We start from the raw sequence: 23,575 nt of genomic DNA on the forward strand, positions 1-23,575 counted from the left end.
ATTAAAAAGAGGTAAATTAATTGATGATTTTATGCTATGACCTTAGTTAATTGAATATGTATTATACTAGAGGAAAAAAGCAGGTATTTATCATGGATTTAAAAAATTTCAAATTAGAAACAACTTCTGTATGGTCTTTTCCCGATAGAGGAAATTGGTACACTCATTATGGTGATTATCCCGGCAATTGGTCGCCGTATGTGCCTAGGAATTTAATTTTAAAATATTCTTTGGAAAAAGAATGGATTTTAGATCAATTTATGGGTAGCGGAACTACTTTAATTGAAGCTAAATTATTGAATAGAAATATAATCGGTACTGATATAAATCCTAAAGCATATGCCATTACAAAATCGAGATTAAATTTTGCTTATGATAGCACATCACATATTCATATACGCATAAACGATGCACAAGATTTATCTTTTATCAAAGATAATAGTATTTCTTTGATTTGTACACATCCACCGTATGCTAATATCATAAAATACAGCGCAGATATAAAAAATGATCTCTCGTTAATGTCGTATAATTCATATTTTAAAGCAATGGCTAAAGTAGCTAAGGAAGCACATCGTGTATTAAAAAACGGACGAATTTGTGCTATTATGGTAGCTGACATTCGCAAAAATTGGAAATTCATTCCTTTAGGTCATTATGTAATAAATGAATTTTTAAAAGTTGGTTTTATCTTAAAAGATATTATCATTAAAGAACAACATAATTGTAAATCTCTAATAAAATGGTCTCAAAGAGAACATGAATGTTATTTGATAAAACATGAGTATATATTTATATTTCAAAAAGAAAGTAGATGATATGATTTTGACTGATAAAAATGTAGCACCATTCATAAAATGGGCTGGTGGAAAGAGACAATTATTGCCATATATTCAAGAATTAATGCCTAAAACGTATGATAATTATTATGAGCCATTTATTGGCGGTGGTGCAGTCTTATTTCATTTAATGCCCCAAAAAGAAGTTATCATCAATGATATCAATAAAGCACTTATTAATGTATATAGACAAATAAAATATCATCCCAATGAATTAATGCAGTATTTGACAAAAATAGATGCGGATATACCACTTGAACATAAAGCATATTATTATGAACAAAGAGAACAATTCAATGACAAAATGATGAAAGATGAATACGATTTAGAACTTGCCGCGCTATTTATCTACTTAAATAAACATTGTTTTAACGGATTGTATCGCGTAAATAGCAAAGGTTTATTCAATGTACCATTTAATAATAGTAATGTTAAATCATTTAATGCTGAAAATATCTTAGCTGTATCACATTTTTTACAGAAAGTCACCATATTAGAAGGCGATTTTGAACATGCTTGTCAAAATGCTAAAAAAGGTGATTTTATTTTTCTTGATAGTCCTTATGCTCCATTAAATGATACTTCTTTTGAAGCCTATACTAAAGAAGGATTTGATATACCTAGCCATAAACGATTGGCTAAACTATTTGGAGAACTTAGTAGCCGCGGTTGTTATTGTATGTTGACTAATCATAATACTGAATTTATAAATGACCTTTATCAAGATTATCATAAAAAAGTAATAACAGTACGCCGTTATATAAATTCTGATGCTAAAAACCGTAAAGGTGAAGAAATTATCATCACTAATTATTAAAAGTAAAAGGACAAGATTTATGCAAAAACGAGATTTTTTAAAATGGATAGACACAATGAAAGATTCCATAGCAACTTGGGATTATTATACTGATTTTGCAAAAGCTTATGATAAAGTAGACAAAATAAAAACGGAATTATATATCTTAAACAGTTTAATAAAAAGTCAAAATATAGAAGCTGATTTTAAGAAATTATTAAAAGAATATTCTCAAATTTTAAAAGCCATTCCAATATTAATTGCTAAAAGAGAAACGAATATAATCATTAATGATGCTATACAAAAATACTACTATAATTTTAAGCGACAAAATTATTCTGATGATGATTATGTTTTGTTCATGCGAAAAACAGGCTTATTCGATTTGTTAACTAATCATTTGATATCCAATTTATACGATTACGTTTTAGGCGTAGAAGTTGGACTTGATACGAATGCTAGAAAAAATAGAACTGGCACAGCAATGGAAACTTTAGTTGAAAGCTATCTTATAAAAGCTGGTTTTGTGAAAGATAGAAATTACTTTAAGCAATTGACTAAAAGCAAATTAGAAGAAAATTTCAAAGTGGATTTATCCAGTATAAAACTAAATGAAATATTCAAAACAAATGGAAGTTCTTCTGAAAAACGCTTTGATTTTGTTGTCGTTTATGGTGAAAAATACTACATTATTGAAACTAATTTTTATTCTACAGGTGGTTCAAAATTAAATGAAGTAGCACGTAGTTATAAGGAATTGACTTTAGAATTTAAAAACTTATCTAATATAGAATTTATTTGGATTACAGATGGTAAAGGCTGGCATAGTGCAAAGCGAAATTTAAACGAAACATTTGATATCTTACCACATTTATACAATATAAACGACTTAGATAATAATGTATTAGAAAAAGTAATTCTAAAAAAAACATCAATATAATACCAAAAAGATAAATGATACTATATTGATGTTTCTCATTTGAAAAAGCGATGTATTAATTTGTATTTTAAATCTGTATATGGCGGAAATAACAATTTTAAATTTATTTTAGTTGTTTTGTTTATAATGCTTCTTTTATGCGAAAATGTTTCAAAGCTGTATTTGCCATGATAATTTCCCATTCCCGAAGCACCTATACCGCCAAACGGCAAATTTAAATTAGTTAAGTGATTTATCGTATCGTTGATGGATACCCCGCCAGAGGTTGTTTGATTTAAAATATAATTCATCTGTCTTTTATCTTGGCTGAAAATATATAAAGCGAGTGGTTTATCGTGGGCATTGATATACTCTAAAGCTTCATCTATATTTTCATAAGTTAAAATAGGCAATATCGGACCAAATATCTCTTCTTGCATGGAAGATGCCATCGCATTTTTAAGTGAAAGCAGTGTCGGTTCAATAAACAATTTTTCTGCATTTGTTTTTCCACCAAAAACGATATACGCTTCATCTTGCTTTAATATGCGATTTAATCTATTAAAATGATTTAAGTTGATAATTCTGCCATAATCAGGATTATTTTCGATATCATTGCCATAAAATTTTTGTATAGCTAAAGTTAATTCTGTTATTAAATCTTGTTGTATAGATTTATCGACGAATAAATAATCTGGAGCGACACAAGTTTGACCGGCATTCATCAGTTTGCCCCAGATAATGCGCTGAGCACAGACTTCTAAATCAGCCGTTTTGTCGACTATTACAGGGCTTTTTCCGCCAAGTTCCAGCGTTATAGGTGTTAAATTTTCAGCAGCTTTCTGCATTACGATTTTGCCAACGTGTTTACTGCCCGTAAAGAATATATAATCAAAAGGCTGATTTAATAAAGCAATATTTTCTTCTAATTCTCCATCTGTGCAGTAAATATATGCAGGCGAAAAAGTTTCATTTATTAATTTTTTTAATACTTGCGTAGTATTAGCTGTTAAATTCGATGGGCTTAATATAGTGCAATTTCCCGCTGAAATAGCACCGATTAATGGCTCGATTAATAATTGCACAGGGTAATTATACGGCCCCATAATAAGTACATTGCCATAAGGTACATGATTTATATAGCTTTTAGCAGGAAATAAATACCATGGTGTTTTTACTTTTTTGGGTTTTACCCATTTTTTTAAATTGTTTTGCGCATTGGATATGCTGTGCAGCACAAATCCGATTTCAGTCGTATAACTTTCTAATTTTGACTTACCTAAATCTTTTTGCAATGCCGAAGTAAGTGCCGTTTCATATTTTAAAACGGCATTTTTTAATTTCGTCAACTGTTCATAGCGGTATTCATAACTTAAAGTTGTTTTTTTGTTAAAAAATTGTTTTTGTTCATTAAAAATTGCAGATATTTCTTGTGATTTTAGCATTTTACTGTATCCATTCATAAATAATAGCTTCATATGGGCGAAGTTTGCCTTTTGTTAAATCAGTGCAGGAGTTTTCATAATTGCTTATTAAAATTTTGCCTGTACCGTTTAAGGAAAATTCTACATTATGCTCATAAAAATTGCAGATTATTAGCCATGTTTTATTCTGATACGTTCTTTTATAAGCGTAGATATTTTTATCCTTTGGCAATAATAATTCATAATCGCCGTATACCATTATAGGATTTTCTTTGCGCATTTGAATTAATTTTTGATAACAATAAAAGATAGAATTTTCATCTGCTAAAGCTTGTTTTACATTGATTTGTGTGTAATTAGAGTTTACGCGATACCATGGTTTGCCTTTCGTAAAACCAGCATTTGCTTTATCGTTCCATTGCATTGGTGTACGAGCATTATCACGCGCTTTTGTTCGCAGAGATTTTAAAACATCTTTTTCATTATAGCCTAAAGATATTTGTTCTTTATAAGCATTTATCGCTTCAATATCAGCAAAATCTTCAATATTATTAAAATCGATATTCGTCATGCCGATTTCTTCGCCTTGATAAATGTACGGTGTTCCTTTCATGCCATGCAATAAGATTGCCAGCATTTTAGCCGATTCAACACGGTACTTTTTATCATTGCCCCAACGTGATACAATGCGTGGCAAATCGTGATTATCCCAGAATAAACTATTCCAGCCTTCATTTTTTAATTCAATTTGCCATTTCGTAAATACTCTCTTTAATTCCAGTAAATCAAGTGGTTTTAAATTCCATTTATCTCCACCATTTTGGTCAAGCATGATATGTTCAAATTGAAATACCATGCTGAGTTCATGTCTATCTTCGGATGAGAATAATTTTGCAATATCTGGATTAGCCCCCCAACATTCGCCGACAGTCAATAAATCTTTATCTTTTAATGTGTTTTCGTACATTTCTTGAATATATTCGTGTAATTTAGGGCCGTTTTCTTTGATTTTTAAATCCACTTCTTTGCCGATTAAATCGATAACATCCATGCGAAAACCGCCAATGCCCAAATCAATCCAATAATTCATTATATCCCAAATATCTTGGCGCATTTGTGGATTTTTCCAATTTAAATCCGGTTGTTTTTTGCTGAAAAAGTGCAAATAAAATTCATTAGTAGTAGCATCATATTCCCAAGCTGAACCGCCGAAACAAGATTTTAAATCATTTGGTGGCGTATTTTTATCTCCACTGCGCCAAATATAATAATCGCGATACTTATTATCCTTAGAGCTTTTTGCTTCAATAAACCATTTATGCTCATCAGAAGTATGGTTGACTACTAAATCCATGATTATTTTTATATTATGCGTTTTAGCTTCATTGATTAAAGCTTTCATATCGTTTAACGTGCCAAAATCTGGTGATATATCGTAATAATCAGATATATCATAACCGTTGTCATCATTAGGGGAACAGTATACTGGACTCAGCCAAATTACACTTATGCCCAATTTTTCAAGATATGGCAACTTTTCTCTAATACCATTGATATCGCCAATACCATCATTATTACTATCGTAAAAACTGCGAGGATAAATCTGATAAACCACTGCATTATGCCACCATTTTTGTTTTGTACTCATAAATATCGCCTCAATTCTCTTCATTTTACATATATTATACTTAAATATCGCAAATTCACAATTAACTACTCTATAAATAAAATTTATCCAATATCTATATCTAATGGATATTATAGCAATAAAAATATACAAATCTACTTTTATATTTACAAAAATTTTGATTAAACAACGGATTTTTTCTGTTGTTTTTTTTATTTTTATATCCCCCAGTGGAGCTTGTAACAGTTATTATTCCTTATTATACTGAATATAAACTAGGACAGTTTCTATTGACTTTGTGTCTACTTTAAGCTTTAAACTTAATTGTATTTTAATTTATTTTGAGGAGTTTATATAATGGAAATAAAAAATCGTATTGTAAATTATTGGGATAAACGCAGCAGTGACTTTGCTCATCTTCGCTATGAAGAACTCAGCAGTTATATGGCTGACTTATGGCTTAAAGAAATTCAAAAATATTTGCCAAATAGAGCTTGCAAAATCCTCGATGTAGGAACTGGTACAGGCTTTTTTGCTATTTTATTAGCAAAATACGGTCATACAGTTGAAGGTATTGATTTAACTGCTTCAATGATTGATGAAGCCAAAATATTAGCACAAAAAGCAAATGTAGATGCTACGTTTAAAGTCATGGATGCTGAAAATCTGCTTTACGATAATGAAAGTTTTGATGTTGTGCTTACGCGAAATTTAACTTGGACACTGCCACATCCACAACAAGCTTATAGCGAATGGCACCGCGTCTTAAAAAACGGCGGTCTTTTATTAAATTTTGATGCTGATTATGGCAAAGAACGTTTCATGCAAGATTTAGACTCATTGCCAAAAAATCACGCACATAACAATATAAATTATACACTACTGCAAGAATGTGATTATATCAAAGACAATCTCGATATATCTCATTTGACAAGACCACAGTGGGATAGCAATGTTTTGAAAAAAATAGGTTTTACACACGTTGATACTGATGAAACTGTAGGAAAACGCATTTATAAAGAACATGACCAATTTTACAATCCAACACCGCTATTTTTAATCAAGGCGGTGAAATAATTGCGATGAAAAGATACGTTGCACAGCGTTTATTACAGTTAATTCCAATACTCTTAGGCGTAACGATTTTATCTTTTGGTTTAATTCATGTAGTAGCAGGTGATACAGTCGATATAATGGAAACCAATCGTGGCACAGCATTATCTGCTGAAACGAAAGCAAAGTTGCGAGCTGAACTCAATTTAGATAAACCGTTCGTTGTGCAATACGGTATTTGGCTAAAAAATACATTATCTGGTGATATGGGTAAATCTTTTGTTTCGGGTAAACCAGTCTTTTCAATTTTTATAGAAAAACTGCCTGCTACAATAATTTTAACGATAGCTTCAATAATTTGTACGATAATAATATCTTTTCCTCTTGGTTTTATATCTGCTGTCAATCACAATAAATGGAGCGATTATCTAATTCGCTTCTTTAGCTTTGTCGGCAATTCCCTGCCCGGTTTTTTAGTAGCATTATTATTGATATACGTTTTTTCACTGCAATTAAATTTACTGCCAATAATAAATTCTTCTATCAACCTGCATAGCCTCATAATGCCAGTTATGACATTGACCATCGCTATGAGCGCAAAATACATCAGGCAAATTCGCTCTATTGTATTAGAAGAATTGCAAAAAGATTATGTTATAGCGGCAAAAGCTCGTGGTATCAGTGAAAAAACGATTTTGTTAACAGATGTTTTTAAAGTTACATTATTATCGTTTATAACATTGATTTCATTATCTATCGGTTCACTGTTGGGCGGAACAGCCATAATTGAATCCATTTTCATGTGGGACGGTGTCGGCAAATTAGCAGTTGATGCAATCTTAATGCGCGATTATCCAGTTATTTTAGCTTATGTAGTATGGCTTGCCATCATTTATGTAATTTTTAATTTGATTGCAGATATTTTATATCACTATTTAGACCCACGTATTCGATTGGGATTAAAGGAATAAGCTCATGAATGTAAAATTTATTATTTTATCTAGCTTGATAAGCATTTTATTAATAATCGTATTTTTTGCTCCATTTATCGTTCCATTTGACCCATATGCACAGAATTTAAATAACGCTTTAATTCCGCCAAACAATATACATTTATTTGGCACAGACCAATATGGCAGAGATTTATTATCGCGTGTCATAATAGGTGCACAAATCACGATATTATCTTCGTTGATGATTACCTTCATCACTACAGCGATTGGCACAACTATCGGTATTATCTGTGGTTATTTTGGCGGAAAAATAGATGCGATTTTAATGCGAATATCAGATGTATTTTTAGCTTTTCCTGGCATGGTACTGGCAATCGCAATAGCTGGTATGTTAGGCGGTAGCGTGTTAAATGCAGTTATCGCACTTACGTTTATTTCTTGGCCTAAATTTGCTAGATTAGCTAGAGCACAGGTATTGACTGTAAAAAGTTCGACTTTTATCGCTGCAGCTAGATTGAATAATTGCAGTAATATGAAAATCATGTTCAAGCATATTTTCCCGAATATAATTGGCATAATTTTAATCACTGCAATTTTAGAGATAGGCACAATAATAATGGAAATAGCAGGGCTTTCTTTTTTAGGATTAGGGGCAGTTCCTCCATCGGCTGAATGGGGTGCGATGATAAGTGGCAGTAAAAGTATGCTACAGACAGCGCCTTGGCTGATTTTAGCTCCTGGTATGGCTATTTTCATATCAGTCAGTCTTTTTAATTTGTTCGGCGATGTTATACGAGACAAATACAATCTATAATTAAACAACGGAGCATTAAATGAAAAAATATTTTTTAGCTTATTTTTTTATTTTATCACTATTAGTTTTTACAGGTTGCGGTAATAATACTGATAATAATATCAACGGTGAAAAGATTTTTCGTTATGGCACAACGGCTTATGGCATAGAAATGGGCAATACGGGACTTAATCCGCATAGTAATTATTCTGGCTGGTCTACTGTTCGCTATGGTGTGGGCGAAACTTTATTTAAATTCAACGATAAAATGGAGCTTGTGCCATGGTTAGCCTCTGGTTATGAACGAATTGATGATTATACAGTAAAGATATTTTTAAAAGACAGTATAAAATTTTCTAGCGGGCGAAAATTGGACGGGCAAGCTGTAAAAGAATGTTTAGAACATCTAATCCATGTACATGACCGCGCAGCAAATGATTTAAAAATAGACAGTATAATAGCTGATGGGCAAACTGTTACCATTAAATCTACAGAAAAAATCCCTGTATTATTAAATTATTTAAGCGACCCTTATGGTGCTATTATCGATATGCAATATGGCATAACAGAAGATGATAACGTGGCTGGAACAGGGCCTTTTATTGCGACGAAAGTTTCAAATACAGAAATAGAGTTAAAGAAAAATCCTGATTATTGGAATGGAACGGTAGGCATGGATAAAGTATTTATCAAAGAAATAGTCGATGGCGATACGCTCACAATGGCAATGCAATCAGGTGAACTTGATGCTGTACAAGGCTTGTCGTATATTAATTTAGCTTTATTTAAAAATAACGATAAATATAAAATTAGCAGTGCAGATACTTCGCGTTGTTTCTTCATGCAATTCAATTACGAAACGCCAGCTCTTCAAGATTACAATGTACGCAAGGCAATTGCACTCGGCATAGACAAAGCTAGTTTTAGCAATAATCTATTATACGGCAATGGCTCTGTGGCAACTGGGGCTTTTCCAGATAATTTTAGTTTTGGTAATCAAAATATAATAGCACCTCAATTTGATATAGAAAAAGCAAAAGAGCTTTTGGCTAAATCTGGCTGGACGGATACGAATAATGATGGTTATGTAGATAAAGATGGGCAAAAATTAGTAATTCGTTGGCTCACTTATCCCGGTAGACAAGAATTACCACTACTCGCTGAAGCGGCACAGGCAACGTTGAAGCAAATCGGGATTGATGTCATCATAAATAATACGACTAATCAACAGGATTTTTTCAATCGAGGTGATTGGGATATCTATGCTAGTGCTTTTGTAACAGCACCGACAGGCGACCCAGAATATTTCTTTACCACACATTGCTTAAAAAATTCAACGAAAAACAGAGGTCATTATTACAATATCGATTTAGAAGCGATAGCACGCCAATTACACGATGAATTTAACCCGCAAAAACGAGCTGAATTAGCGATAAAAATGCAACAGATAATCGTAGATGACTGTGCATTTGTTTTCGTATCGCATTTAAAAATGTCTTTCGTCATGAAAAAAAATGTAGTGGGATTTGAAGCTGACCCTTCGGATTACTATGAGCTAACTGCTGATTTAAATTATAATTGAGAGGTATGAATATGGCATTATTGGATATTTGCAATGTAAATATCACTTATGATAAAAAAAATATTGTTTCAGATGTAAGCCTTTCGATTGATGAAGGGCAAATTCTCGGCATAGTGGGCAAATCTGGTTGCGGAAAATCGACATTATTAAAGGCAATATTAAATATATTGCCTGATAATGCTTCTTTGACAAGTGGAGAGATTTTTTACAAAGGGCAAAATCTAAATGATTTATCTAACAAAGCATGGCAGGAAATACGCGGTAGACAAATTAGTATGATATTTCAAAATGCCAAAACATCATTTTGTCCTGTTAGAACAATAGGGCAACAATTATATGAAACTATTGCAGAGCATAGTGCTTATACAAAAAAAGAAATATTTGCTCAAGCAATTGATTTATTCGATAAAATTCGTTTGCAAAATGGCGAAAAGATTTTAAACAGTTATCCATTTGAATTATCTGGTGGCACAAATCAGCGCATAGCCATTGCGATAGCTATGCTATTAAAACCAAAACTTTTATTGGCAGATGAACCAACTTCAGCTCTTGATGTCGTATCGCAGATGCAAGTCATAAAAGAAATGATGAAATTGCAACAGATTTTTCAGACGAGTATAATATTAGTTTCGCATAATATAAATCTTGTCAGCCGTGTAGCCAATAAAATTGCCATCATGCAAGAAGGAAAAATCGTTGAATATAATTTCACCAAGCAAATTATGCACAATCCTCAACATCAATTTACAAAAGAATTATTACAATCTATATATCATTTATGATGGAGCAAAATATGGAACCTATTTTAAGTGTAGAAGGACTAACAAAGAGATTTAATCAAGATAAATCAAGTGTTTTAGCTGTGGATAATATCAGTTTTCAATTATTTTCTGGCGATTGTTTGGGAATTGTTGGTGAGTCTAGTTGCGGTAAATCCACTACAGTCAATTTAATAACGCGCTTAAAAGATGTAGATAGCGGAAAAATCATTTTAAATGGAATAGATATCACTTCTGCTAAAGGAAAATCATTGCATAGTGTTTATCAAAAAATGCAGATGGTTTTTCAATTTCCGCAAGACTCGTTTAATCCTCATCAAAAATTAAATGACGCTATAATTGAACCTTTAATCAATAATGGTATGAGCAAACGAGAGGCAAAAAAACAATTGCCATATTTGTTAGATTTAGTCGGGCTAGATTTATCGCTTATAAATAATAAATACTCATATGAATTGAGTGGCGGTCAATGCCAAAGGGTTGCTATTGCCCGTGCTATTGCGATAAAACCTAAAATTTTAATCTGTGATGAAGCAACATCTGCTTTAGATGTCATCAGTCAAAAACAAATTGTAGATTTACTAAAAAAATTGCAAAAGCAGTTCAATCTTTCCATAATTTTAATAACGCATGATTTATCCTTAGTGCGACAGATTTGCAATCGTGTTATCGTGATGTATCGCGGCAAAATTGTCGAAGAAAATTCAACAAATGAAATTTTACAAAATCCACAGCAAGAATATACAAAACTTTTAATTCAATCTACTGTATAAAAAAAGGTAACAGAACGAATAATTCTGTTACCTTTTTATTTTTATCATTTAAATTTTTGATTTATAAATTGAGCAATCTGTTCATTCATAGCTTTTGATTCTGGTAATTCCGGCAATAATATATCCCAATCGTGTGACATACCAGGATAAATTTTTTCTGTTATTTCTACGCCAGCAGCTTTAGCATGAGCACTAACAAGTGCTGTATCATCTAAAAGCAACTCATCACCACCTGCTATGATGAGCATTGGAGAAATGCCTGTCAAATCAGCATATGCTGGTGATACATATGGATTTGTTATATCAATATCTTTAGTATAAGATGGATTGCTTACTTCTGTTAACATGAATTTATTTTTAGAGCCGAGCATTTTATCTTTTTCAAGATTGTTTGTATGCGCTGGTAAATTTGTTCCTAAATATGTCCAAGGTGAGAGTAAGACAATAGCTTTAGGTTGTGGGATTTTATTATCACGTAAATACACAGCTAATGCTAATGATAAATTACCACCAGCAGAATCGCCCATTAAAATTATATTATCTGGTTTATAGCCCATTTGCAATAATCCTTTATATGCTTTAACTGCATCTTCTAAAGCTGCAGGATATACATTTTGTGGTGCTAAACGGTAATCGAGCATGAATACAGTAGCATTTCCCGCTACTTCCGCTTTGTGCAAGCCCCAATCGCGATAAAGATTATTTAATCCACCAACATATCCACCACCGTGCAAGAAAAATACAATTCGGTCTGTTTTTGTTGTTGTAGATGTGTATTTTTCTACCGGCACGCCATCAAATGATAATTTTTCTTGTTTCCAACCATCTGGTACAATGTATTCTTCTGCAGTCGGTGCTGGAGAATTAAAAAAGTTTGTAGTCTTTTCATCGATATAAGTTGCCTTAGCTTCGCCTGAAATATCTAATGTTTGAACATTAGAAAACGGATTAAGACGCGAAGCCTCTGTGAATTGCATTCCTAAAAACAATACACATGCTGTCATAGGTAATACAATCATTTTTTGCATGACATTTTTTAAGTTCATTTTCATCGCTCCTTTTAGTTCATCTTATTTATAATAAAACATGGTGCTAACTCTAAGTCAAGCACAAAAAAAGATTGCATCAGTTTATACTAATGCAATCTTTTATTAATTTTAAATCAAATTATAGTTTAAGTTAAAATCAGTCGTTGCCTCTGAATTTATCTTTGAGGATAACGTCATGAGAACCGCCTTCAACGATACTTGTAGCTGATACAAGTGTAAGTTTTGCTTTATCTCTGAATTCAGCAAGGTTTAAAGAACCGCAGTTGCACATAGTAGAACGCATTTTGCTAAGGCTGAGCATTACATTATCATGAAGTGGACCAGCGTATGGAACATAAGAGTCAACACCTTCTTCGAAGGATAATTTTTTATCTCCACCTAAGTCATAACGCTGCCAGTTACGAGCACGGTTAGAACCTTCGCCCCAATATTCTTTGAGATATGTGCCGTTGATACGAACTTTATTTGTTGGGCTTTCATCAAAACGAGAGAAATAACGACCGAGCATGAGGAAATCTGCACCCATTGCCAATGCAAGTGTCATATGATAATCATGTACGATACCGCCATCAGAACAAATTGGAATGTAGATACCAGTTTCTTTGTAATATTCATCACGAGCTTCTGCAACATCAATTACAGCAGTAGCTTGTCCACGACCGATACCTTTTGTTTCACGAGTAATACAGATAGAACCGCCACCGATACCAACTTTGATAAAGTCTGCACCAGCTTCAGCGAGGAAGCGGAAACCTTCTTTATCAACAACGTTACCAGCACCAACTTTTACATCTTCACCGAAGTTTTCATGAATGTATTTTAAAGTGATTCTTTGCCATTCGGAGAAACCTTCAGAGGAGTCAATACAAAGTACATCAGCACCAGCTTTTAAAAGTGCTGGAACACGTTCTGCATAATCACGAGTATTGATACCTGCACCTACGAGGTAACGTTTGTTTTTGTCAGTAAGTTCTAAACTGTGTTCTTTGTTGTCAGTATAGTCTTTTCTGAATACCATATAGCGTAAACGTTGATTTTTATCAACGAGTGGAAGCATATTGAGTTTATGCTGCCAAATGAGGTCATTTGCCATAGATAAGGTAGTTGTTTCAGCATCAGCATAAATTAATTTGCTGAATGGAGTCATGAATGTTTCTACTTTTGTATCGAGAGTCATACGACTGATACGATAATCACGACTAGTAACAATACCTACCAATTTACCAGTTGGTGTACCATCTTCTGTAACTGCCATTGTAGAATGACCAGTTTTTTGTTTTAAAGCTAATACTTCACCGAGTGTGGTGGAAGGCATAATATTAGAATCACTACTTACAAAACCAGACTTGTAATTTTTTACACGGCTAACCATTGCAGCCTGTTCTTCAATAGTTTGAGAACCGTAAATAAAAGAAATGCCGCCTTCTTTAGCAAGAGCAATAGCCATTGTATCGTTTGATACAGCCTGCATGATAGCGGAAGTCATAGGAATGTTAAGTGAAATCTTAGGTTCTTCACCCTTTGCGAATTTTACGAGTGGAGTTCTAAGAGAAACATTCGCAGGAATACATTTATCTGAAGAATAACCAGGAACCAATAAATATTCACCAAAAGTATGAGATGCTTCTTTAAAATAATATGCCACGACAATACCTCTTTCCTTAAGTTTGTATAATATAAGTATACTCTAAAAATGAAATGATGAAAAGTATTTTCTCGATAATAGTATTTTTTTCAGATTTTGTCAACTGGTATTAAACAAAATTAAAGAAAAACGGCTGAAAAAATACAGCCGTTTTACATTTATATAAAATTTTATTCTACAGTTACAGATTTAGCAAGATTTCTTGGTTTATCTACATCACAACCACGAGTGATTGCTGCATAGTAAGCCAAAAGTTGAAGTGGAACTACTGTAAGAAGTGGAATTAATAATTCATCAGTTGTTGGAACTTTAATTACATGGTCAACGTATTTTTCCAATTCATTGTCATCTGCAGCAGCAATACCGATGATAACAGCATCACGAGCTTTAACTTCTTTGATATTGCTAAGAGTTTTTTCATATACGCTCTTTTGTGTAGCTAAGGCAATTACAGGAACACCGGATTCGATTAACGCGAGTGTACCATGTTTTAATTCGCCAGCAGCATATGCTTCAGCATGAATATAGGAGATTTCTTTTAATTTCAATGCGCCTTCAAGAGCTACATAGTAGTCAAGAGAACGACCAATGTAAAATACATCGTTGTTATAAGCATAGTTTTTAGCAAATGCTTTAATTGGTTCAACATCTTCTAAAGTACGACCAACTTGGTCAGGTAAATGACGAAGTTCTGTTAAAAGTTCATGTGTTCTTTCAGGAGAAATTGTACCTTTTAAGCTGGACATATACATAGCAAGTATAAACATTGTAACGAGCTGTGTTGTATATGCTTTAGTAGAAGCTACTGCAATTTCAGGACCAGCCCAAGTGTACATAACTTGGTCAGCTTCACGAGCGATAGAAGAACCTACAACGTTTGTAACTGCTAAAGTTTTAGCACCAAGGCGTTTGGATTCTTTTAATGCTGCAAGTGTATCGCTTGTTTCACCAGACTGACTGATTACAATAGTGAGTGTATGGTCATCGATGATAGGGTCTCTGTATCTAAATTCAGAAGCAATATCAATTTCTACTGGAATACGAGCTAATTTTTCAATATAGTATTTACCTACAAGTCCTGCATGATAAGCAGTACCGCAAGCGATGATATATACTTTGTTGAAAGCTTCAACATATTGTTTTGTCCATTTAAGTTCATTGAGTACAATAGCAGTGTTATCTTTATTGAGGCGTGGAGAAATTGTATCTCTTACAGCTTTTGGCTGTTCATAAATTTCTTTGAGCATGAAATGTTCATAGCCGCCTTTTTCTGCTGCTTCAGCATTCCAATTTACTTCGAATACTTTTTTAGTAATAGGATTGCCTTTTCTATCAGTTACCCAAATGCTATCTTTTTTAACTACTGCGATTTCGCCATCATTCATGATGTATGTGCGACGAGTATAAGCGATGATTGCTGGAATATCAGAAGCAATGAAGTTTTCACCATCACCAAGACCGATAACGAGTGGATTATCTTTTTTTGTGCAGATAAGTGTATCTGGATAATCCTGGCACATGAATACGAGAGAGTAAGAACCTTCAATGCGGTCTAAAACTGCATTTACAGCTTTTACAAAATCGCCATCATAAACATCTTCGATTAAATGAGCTACAACTTCTGTATCAGTTTCAGAAACGAATTTATGTCCTTTAGCGATTAATTCTTCTTTAAGGGACATGAAGTTTTCAATGATACCGTTGTGAACAATAGCAAATTTACCGGAGCAATCTGTATGTGGATGAGCGTTAACATCAGAAGGACGTCCATGAGTTGCCCATCTTGTGTGACCAATACCGATTACACCTTTTGGAGTGTGACCTTTAATTTTTTCTTTTAAAGCGGCAAGACGACCTACTGTTTTTTCGATGTCAATTTTTTCACCATCAAAAACAGCAATACCAGCAGAGTCATAACCTCTGTATTCTAATTTAGTTAAGCCATCTACTAAGAAATCAGCTGCCTGTTTTTCACCAACATAACCAACAATACCGCACATAGCAATATCCTCCTCAAATAAATAAATGAAATTTAACTCAAATATATCTATTGAGGTCTTTTACTGTATTGTCCTTTTAATCGCTTAAAAGTTTTGTCAGTTTTTATCGACTAGACCAAGCCGAGAAGCATCCGCTGATATTTCGACGACTTCTTCCTCGTACTCTGCTTAAACTCATGCAGAGCCAGCGCTAAAGTGTAAAACTTTTTTTATAACGTTTTCAATAAATAAATAATGAGCATGTACAATATATCTTTTGTTCTGTACATGCTCATATTTTAAATATAACTTATGCTTTTGTCAATAAAAATTGCACTCAACCCTGTTCTTTTTTTACTACAGCGGCTATTTTTTGGCAAATTTCTTCTAATTCTTTTTGGTCAGGGCCTTCAGCCATAACGCGAATTAATGGTTCTGTACCAGATGGACGAACGAGAATACGACCATTTTCGCCAAGTTGTTTTTTACCTTCTTCGATAGCAAGTTTAATATTGCCGTTATCTTCCCAGCCTTCTTTTGTAGCTACTTTTACATTTACAAGAAGCTGTGGATAACTTGTCATTATATTTGTTATAGCTGAAGCTTTGCGACGTGTACGTTTTAAATAAGATAATACTTGAAGTGCTGTAACAGGGCCATCACCAGTTGTGGAGAAATCTGTAAATATAATATGACCAGATTGTTCACCACCGAGGTTATAATTGTTTTCAAGCATATTTTCTAATACATAGCGGTCACCAACAGCTGTGATTTCTGTACGGCCACCATTTTCTTTAATAGCTTTATGGAAACCAATGTTTGCCATTACAGTTGTTACAACAGTATTATTTTTAAGTGTGCCTTTGCCCATCATGTAAATTGCACAAGCCGCAATCATATGGTCTCCATCGATGAATTGACCTTTTTCGTCAATGCAAAGACATCTATCAGCATCACCATCATGAGCAATACCGATATCAGCTTTATTTTCAATAACAGCTTTTTGAAGGGATTCTAAATGAGTAGAACCGCAATTATCATTAATATTTATACCATTTGGTTTATCATTAATAACAATTACATCGGCACCTAAACGACGTAAAATTTTTGGCATTGCTTCATATGCTGCACCATTAGCACAGTCTAAAACAATTTTTGTACCATCAAGTTCAATATCAGTTGTGCTTACAACAAAGCCGATATATTCATCTAATAAATCATGACGATAAGTTAAATAACCGATTTTTTCATCTGTAGGGCGATATAAATCATCATTTTCTTCAATTTTGTGTACTAAAGTTTCAATTTTATCTTCTACAGCGTCTGGTAATTTATATCCATCGCCACCAAAAATTTTAATACCATTATCATAAAATGGATTGTGTGAAGCTGAAATTACTATACCTGCATTGGCTTTATGTTTACGTGCTAAAAATGCTACAGCAGGTGTAGGCATTACGCCAACTAATACAGCATGACCACCAGCAGAACAAATTCCAGCAGTCAGAGCAGCTTCATACATAGGGCCAGATAAACGTGTATCACGTCCTATAAAAATTGTTGCGCTATCTCCATTTTCTTTTGCAAAATAAATAGCAGCAGCTCGTCCGAGTTTATATGCTAATTCAGGTGTGAGTTCTATATTCGATTTACCTCTAACCCCATCGGTACCAAACATTCTAGCCATAAAAAAACCCCTTTCAAATATTACTTATTTTAAATTAATTTTATTGTGCAAATTAAATTTTGCTATTACAGTATAATTCTAAAATATCATACTTATAATACCATATCTATAATCAATAGACAAAATAATATCGCAAGTTTACTTTTATAAAGATTAAATATATAGTATAATAAAGAAAATTTATTTTTAGTTAGAGGTGCAATTAATAATGAGTGAAAATTGTAATCATGATTGCTCAAGTTGTGGTACAACTTGTGGAGAACGTAAAGAATCACAAAGCTTACGTGTTCCAGCAAATCCAAATTCACATATAAAAAAAGTTATTGCTGTTATGAGTGGTAAAGGTGGCGTTGGTAAATCTTTAGTTACTTCTATGATGGCGGTAACTATGCAACGTCGTGGCTATAAAACAGCGATTTTAGATGCAGATATTACAGGTCCATCTATTCCAAAGGTTTTTCATTTGCAAGGAAAAGTTTCTGGTACAGACCTTGGTATAACACCAGCAACGACTAAATCAGGTATAAAAATTATTTCTACAAATTTAATTTTAGATAATGAAACAGACCCTGTAGTTTGGCGTGGACCAATTCTTGGTGGAGTTGTAAAACAATTCTGGTCTGATGTAAATTGGGGCGAAGTTGATTATATGTTCGTAGATATGCCTCCAGGAACGGGAGATGTACCACTTACAGTATATCAATCTTTACCAATTGATGGTATTATTGTTGTTACTACACCGCAAGAACTTGTTTCCATGATTGTAGAAAAAGCCGTTAATATGGCAGGCCTTTTAAGTATTCCTATTTTAGGTATTGTAGAAAATATGTCTTATTTTGTTTGTCCTAATTGTAAAGAAAAACACCATATTTTTGGACAATCTAAATTAAAAGAAGAAGCTGAAAGATATGGTATTACAAATACTGCTACATTACCTATAGAGCCATCTTTAGCTCAAAGATGTGATGCCGGTACATTTGAAGATTTTGAAGGAGATTTTCTTAATTCTTTAGGTAGTATTTTAGAAGGTAAATAAATATATGGGGTCTTTTCGATAAATTATTTTGTCGAAAAGGCCTTTTTGTTTACTGCTATTTTAAATTAGTTGACAATAAAACTTTATTAAAATAAATTGTAAAAATTTTTCTATGTATGAACAATATTGTGATATACTATTAAAGAAATAACTTTTTGTAAAAGATATTTATAACAATTGAGAGGAATTTGCATGATAGAATTACCAAGCATCCAACAATTAGAAAATTTTATTATTTATAGTCAGTTTAAAGATTTTGCACTTGCTGCAGAAAAAGCAGGTATAACTCAATCAGCTTTTCGTTTTCAAATGAAAAAGTTAGAAGAAACAGTAGGTATACAATTAATAACACATAACAATAAAAATAGTGAATTAACCGATGATGGCAAATTATTTTTATCTAAGGTAGAAAATATTGTAGAGCAATTACGACAAGCTGTTAAAGATATAAAAACTTCTGGCGGCGAACAAGTTTGCTTGTCTGTTGGAGCTTTGATGTCTTTAGGTGATGTTTTACTTGACCAGCATTTAACGTATTTTAAAAAATACAATGCTAATATTAAAATAAATTTATCTAATTTAGAAGCTAATTCATTATTATCACGTTTAGAAGATGGCAGCATTGATATTATTTCTACATTTACATTGGAAAATTTAGATGAAAATGAATATGAAAATATTTTCTTTTGTAATGAACGCATGGTTTATTATGCGCCTAATATTCAAAACGGCAGTAATATCATTAATATCGAAGAAATTTGTCAATATCCTTTAGTGCAATATTCACCATATTATTTAATGTATGAAACAATTCAGGACTACTTTAAGAAATATAATTATTCACCAGAAATAGAAGCATGGTTTTCTACACCGTATGCTATTATGCATTATTGCCAACAAAATCAAGTCGGTGCCGTTTTATCTGAGCGTTTATTAAATGCTATGGGCTTTTATGATGGATACTATGCAATAGACCCTAATTTTAGCTTAAAATGTCATTTATTATATAAAAAATCAAATCCTAAATATAAATATATAAAAATCTTTACTGATTATATTGACAAATTATATAATAAAAAGTAATTATTTAAATTTATCGTTATTAAATTGGCAATGAATAATAAAATAAATATCTAACACAACCAAGAGCCTTTACTTAGCTAAAGGCTCTTACATTATAATAAGAAATAAAAATAAAAAATTAAAGTAATTTATATACATAATTTTAATAAATATTGGTGATAATAGAGAGGTTTTTATATGAAATTAACGGTTTTACTTGATAATAATACGTATATTGACCAATATTTTTTTGGTGAACCTGGACTTAGTTATTTATTAGAAACTGATACAGAGAAAATTTTATTTGATACAGGTTATTCGGGTATTTATTTAAAAAATGCAAAACTTATGCATGTAGATTTATCAAATATCACACATTTAATTATTTCACATGGGCATAGTGACCATACGGGTGGTATAACACATTTATTAAATTATGGATTGAAAAATGTGCAATTTATAGCGCACCCTAATTGTTTTGATAAAAAACGCAAAAATGGTAAAGATATAGGTTCATCTGTTAAACCTGAAGACTTAGAGTCGTATTTTTCTTTAAATTTGACAAAAAAACCATATTGGATAAATGAAAATCTTGTATTTTTAGGTGAAATTCCTACGATTTTTGATTTTGAAAGAGTGCCCGTAGGTGAAAGATGGATAGATGATAAATGGGTGCCAGATGTTAATATTGATGATAGTGCACTTGCTTATAAAACGGATAATGGTATATTTATTATTACGGCTTGTTCCCATAGTGGTATTTGTAATATTGTCGAATATGCTAAAAAAATATGTAATGATGAGCAAATTTTAGGTATTATCGGTGGTTTTCACTTATTAAAAAATGACGCTAAATTGCAAAAAACGATTGAATATCTAGCAAAACAAAATATACCGACACTTTATCCGGCACATTGTGTTTGCTTAGAAGCCAAAATAGAAATGAGTAAACGACTTAATATTAAAGAAGTTGCTACTAACTTTAAATTGACAATATAATATATATTATATTAATTATTTTTGGTGTAATTTTATAAATTAAATATTTTATTTATATAAAGCATTATGAAAAAGACTGCTATTAAAATCTATCAAACTAGAATAATAGCAGTCTTTTTTATTAAATTATTTTGTTCTGGGAAGAATATGTTCGATTACCAATAATATTAAGAGGGTTACCAATTAATTGGATATTTGTCTGATAAATAATATCTTCAGAACTAGTGCCAATCATTAAATTAGCCATTCCAGGTTCAATTACAAATTGCATTTCTTCGTTGTAGTATCCTAATTGTTTAGTATTTATAGTAAATAATATAGTTTTACATTCATTTGATTTCAGTGTTATTTTTTGAAAAGCAATTAATTGTTTATTAGGACGTATTACATGAGCTTCTTTAAAATAGTAATAAATTTGAACTACTTCAGAGCCAGCAAATGAACCTGTATTTTTTATTTTGCAGGATAATTTTATATCATCACCTAATTTAATAATTTTATTTTTTATATTAATATCAGATATTAAAAATGATGTATAACTTAATCCAAAACCAAATGGATATAATGGACTATAAATTCCATCAATATATCCACCGCTAAAGATAGTTGACATAGCTTTATCACCGATAGAATGATATCCACTACCAACTTTATGATTGTAATATATAGGAATTTGTCCAACACTTCTTGGTATAGTAAAAGGTAATTTTCCACTAGGATTTGCATTGCCTTTTATAATATTTGCAATAGCTTTTCCACTGTATGGGCCTGGTAATCCTGCATATAAAATAGCTTTGATGTTTTTAGTAGAAGAAATATTATATATTGTACCGTACATTATCAATATTATATGTTTATTTGCCATTTGTAGTTTTGATAATAATTTTTGTTGTAATCCAGGTAAATCTAAAGTACATCTATCTTTGCCTTCGCCTATTGTTACATTAACCCAACCACAATTACCACCTACAGTTAAGATAATAATATCACTTTCTTGTGCGATTTTATAGGCATTTTCAATATCATCAAAATTTGTATTAGTTATATCACAACCCATGGAATAATTTAGTTTGTAAAATGTTTCTAATTCTTCTTTTAATGTCGTTGCTTGTATATTTTGCATGATAGTATTTGTGTTATTTAAATAATTCCAATCTGTATTTTGGAAAATATTGTACATGGAATTGAAACTTTGACTATCTTGCATTTTATTTTCTTCATCAATAACACCATTAAAAGAAATGTCTTTGTTGCTTTTATTTTTTAATGCTTGAACCATTTCTATATATGCTGGATAAGAATATCCACTAATTGGATATCTTTTACTATTTGCATGAGGTCCTATTAAACCTATTGTACAATTTGAAGTTATTGGCAAAATATGTTCTTTATTTGATAATAATACAATTGAATTTTCAGCAATTTGTTCACTGAATTTTTTCTTAGTATTGTTAGTTAACTGATTAAAAATATTTTTTTCTTCAATATATGGTTTTTCAAATAAGCCTAATTTAAATTTTATGGTTAAAACACGTTTTACAGATTCATCGATAATGTGTTCATTTAATTTATTATTTTTTACGAAATCGGTCAAATGTCTATATGTACCACTGACAGGAATTTCAGTATCTAAACCGGCTTTTTTAGCTAATAATCCAGCTTCAGCATAAGTTTGAGCTATTTTAAAATAATCATATATTTTCCAAATAGCAGCTCCATCAGAAGTTAATAATCCTTTAAAGCCCATTGTTTTACGGAGTAAATCATGAATGATTTCTTTATTACAACCAACAGGTAAACCGTCAATTTCTGAATATGAAGCCATCATACCATCTAAATTAGCAATTTTATCCATTGCTTCAAATGGTGTAGCAAAAACTTCATAAAGTTCTTTTTTGTTTAAACGTGTAACAGCTGTATTTAATCCGCCTTGTGTTTCAGCATAACCTAAAAAATGCTTAGCTATGCAACTAACGTTTTTACTTTGTATACCTTTAACATAATTTATTCCCATTTGAGTAGTTAAATATACATCTTCGCCAAAAGTTTCATAGCATCTTCCCCAGCGTAAATCTCGGGATATATCAACTACTGGACTCATGACAGTATTTATACCTACAGCGTGGCACTCTTCACCTATAATTTCTGCCATTTTCTTTACTAAAGAAGGTTCCCATGTTGCAGCTAAATTTAACATGGAAGGAAAAATTGTACCCTCTTTTCCAGGATAACCAACTAAACTTTCACTTTGAAGTATAATAGGTATACCTAATCGTGTTTCTTCAATAAAAAATTTTTGGATACTATTACTAGTCTTTACTATTTTTTGAGGACTTACTAATCCTACAAGTGAATATTGTGTTATCCGTCCATAGCCATTTTTACCGAATGATTTTAATTTAGTATAATCTATTTCGCCGTTAAATATAAAGTTTGAAGGTAATTCACTACATAATTGCATTACCTTTTCTTCTAAAGTCATTCTAGAAAGTAAATCATTTACTCTATCTTCTATATTGTATTTAGCATTTTTATATATTGGTTTATTCATTTGTGTCACCCTTATTAAAGTAAAAAAAG

General features: G+C 31.9%; 19 protein-coding genes. 12 read left to right on the plus strand and 7 right to left on the minus strand.

The features are described 5' to 3' along the window. Positions 1-92 precede the first annotated feature (92 nt). From CKV65_RS02345 to CKV65_RS02355, 3 genes are read left to right on the plus strand one after another with little or no spacing between them, the layout of a single operon-like run. The gene (locus CKV65_RS02345; protein ID WP_197695385.1) at positions 93-818 is read left to right on the plus strand and encodes a TRM11 family SAM-dependent methyltransferase; all 726 of its coding nucleotides are present in this window, start codon (positions 93-95) and stop codon (positions 816-818) included. Beyond that, positions 781-1,656 (plus strand): DNA adenine methylase, encoded by an 876-nt coding sequence (locus CKV65_RS02350; RefSeq protein ID WP_231922697.1) that lies wholly within the window; start codon positions 781-783, stop codon positions 1,654-1,656. Before CKV65_RS02345 ends, CKV65_RS02350 begins: the two co-directional genes overlap by 38 nt. A gap of 19 nt (positions 1,657-1,675) precedes the next feature. Continuing rightward, a complete protein-coding gene (locus tag CKV65_RS02355; protein ID WP_036254243.1) occupies positions 1,676-2,575 on the plus strand; it encodes a type II restriction endonuclease in 900 nt (299 codons plus the stop codon). 35 nt (positions 2,576-2,610) lie between these two features. Here CKV65_RS02355 and CKV65_RS02360 read toward each other — a convergent pair whose 3' ends face one another. Both CKV65_RS02360 and CKV65_RS02365 read right to left on the minus strand, forming a co-directional pair. Further along, entirely contained in the window at positions 2,611-4,017 is a 1,407-nt protein-coding gene (locus tag CKV65_RS02360) for an aldehyde dehydrogenase (protein WP_036254245.1), read from the minus strand. Further along, complete coding sequence (locus CKV65_RS02365; RefSeq protein ID WP_036254247.1) at positions 4,001-5,626, minus strand: glycoside hydrolase family 13 protein; 1,626 nt, start codon at positions 5,624-5,626, stop codon at positions 4,001-4,003. The genes CKV65_RS02360 and CKV65_RS02365 overlap by 17 nt, the downstream gene beginning before the upstream one ends. A 336-nt stretch (positions 5,627-5,962) precedes the next feature. Between CKV65_RS02365 and CKV65_RS02370 the strand changes: the two genes are divergently transcribed. The 6 genes from CKV65_RS02370 to CKV65_RS02395 are packed head-to-tail and all read left to right on the plus strand — an operon-like array spanning position 5,963 to position 11,538. Continuing rightward, a complete protein-coding gene (locus CKV65_RS02370; RefSeq protein WP_027889304.1) occupies positions 5,963-6,682 on the plus strand; it encodes a class I SAM-dependent methyltransferase in 720 nt (239 codons plus the stop codon). 5 nt (positions 6,683-6,687) lie between these two features. Then, entirely contained in the window at positions 6,688-7,629 is a 942-nt protein-coding gene (locus CKV65_RS02375) for an ABC transporter permease (protein WP_027889305.1), read from the plus strand. 4 nt (positions 7,630-7,633) lie between these two features. Continuing rightward, the gene (gene nikC, locus CKV65_RS02380; RefSeq protein ID WP_027889306.1) at positions 7,634-8,425 is read left to right on the plus strand and encodes a nickel transporter permease; all 792 of its coding nucleotides are present in this window, start codon (positions 7,634-7,636) and stop codon (positions 8,423-8,425) included. Between the two features lie 19 nt (positions 8,426-8,444). Then, entirely contained in the window at positions 8,445-9,986 is a 1,542-nt protein-coding gene (locus tag CKV65_RS02385) for an ABC transporter substrate-binding protein (protein WP_027889307.1), read from the plus strand. 11 nt (positions 9,987-9,997) lie between these two features. Then, positions 9,998-10,768 carry an ABC transporter ATP-binding protein gene (locus CKV65_RS02390; RefSeq protein ID WP_197695386.1) on the plus strand — a complete coding sequence of 257 codons (771 nt, stop codon included), beginning with the start codon at positions 9,998-10,000 and terminating at the stop codon, positions 10,766-10,768. 11 nt (positions 10,769-10,779) lie between these two features. Next, positions 10,780-11,538, plus strand: coding sequence for an ABC transporter ATP-binding protein (locus tag CKV65_RS02395; protein WP_027889309.1), 759 nt, complete (start codon positions 10,780-10,782; stop codon positions 11,536-11,538). Positions 11,539-11,582: 44 nt separating this feature from the next. Here the strand turns inward: CKV65_RS02395 and CKV65_RS02400 are convergent, their stop codons facing one another. The 4 genes from CKV65_RS02400 to glmM all read right to left on the minus strand — a co-directional run bounded on the left by CKV65_RS02400 (position 11,583) and on the right by glmM (position 17,898). Beyond that, entirely contained in the window at positions 11,583-12,584 is a 1,002-nt protein-coding gene (locus CKV65_RS02400) for an alpha/beta hydrolase (RefSeq protein WP_051177555.1), read from the minus strand. 139 nt (positions 12,585-12,723) lie between these two features. Continuing rightward, positions 12,724-14,232, minus strand: a complete 1,509-nt coding sequence (locus CKV65_RS02405; protein WP_027889310.1) for an IMP dehydrogenase — start codon at positions 14,230-14,232, stop codon at positions 12,724-12,726. A 170-nt stretch (positions 14,233-14,402) separates the two neighbouring features. Continuing rightward, positions 14,403-16,232, minus strand: a complete 1,830-nt coding sequence (gene glmS, locus CKV65_RS02410) for a glutamine--fructose-6-phosphate transaminase (isomerizing) (protein ID WP_027889311.1) — start codon at positions 16,230-16,232, stop codon at positions 14,403-14,405. 316 nt (positions 16,233-16,548) lie between these two features. Then, on the minus strand, positions 16,549-17,898 hold the full coding sequence (gene glmM, locus CKV65_RS02415) for a phosphoglucosamine mutase (protein ID WP_027889312.1): 1,350 nt from the start codon (positions 17,896-17,898) through the stop codon (positions 16,549-16,551). A 208-nt stretch (positions 17,899-18,106) separates the two neighbouring features. Here glmM and CKV65_RS02420 point away from each other — a divergent pair, with 208 nt between their 5' ends. From CKV65_RS02420 to CKV65_RS10895, 3 genes are all read left to right on the plus strand, one after another. Next, entirely contained in the window at positions 18,107-18,934 is an 828-nt protein-coding gene (locus CKV65_RS02420; RefSeq protein WP_027889313.1) for an Mrp/NBP35 family ATP-binding protein, read from the plus strand. 192 nt (positions 18,935-19,126) lie between these two features. Continuing rightward, positions 19,127-20,017, plus strand: a complete 891-nt coding sequence (locus CKV65_RS02425; protein ID WP_027889314.1) for a LysR family transcriptional regulator — start codon at positions 19,127-19,129, stop codon at positions 20,015-20,017. Positions 20,018-20,194: 177 nt separating this feature from the next. Further along, positions 20,195-20,995: an MBL fold metallo-hydrolase gene (locus tag CKV65_RS10895; RefSeq protein ID WP_027889315.1), complete on the plus strand. Its 801-nt coding sequence runs from the start codon at positions 20,195-20,197 to the stop codon at positions 20,993-20,995. A 121-nt stretch (positions 20,996-21,116) separates the two neighbouring features. Here the strand turns inward: CKV65_RS10895 and CKV65_RS02435 are convergent, their stop codons facing one another. Beyond that, positions 21,117-23,546, minus strand: a complete 2,430-nt coding sequence (locus CKV65_RS02435; RefSeq protein ID WP_027889316.1) for a glycoside hydrolase family 3 N-terminal domain-containing protein — start codon at positions 23,544-23,546, stop codon at positions 21,117-21,119. Positions 23,547-23,575: the final 29 nt, after the last annotated feature.

Origin of the sequence: Megamonas hypermegale, from assembly GCF_900187035.1 — a bacterium.
In the GTDB taxonomy this organism is placed as follows: Bacteria; Bacillota; Negativicutes; order Selenomonadales; family Selenomonadaceae; genus Megamonas; species Megamonas hypermegale.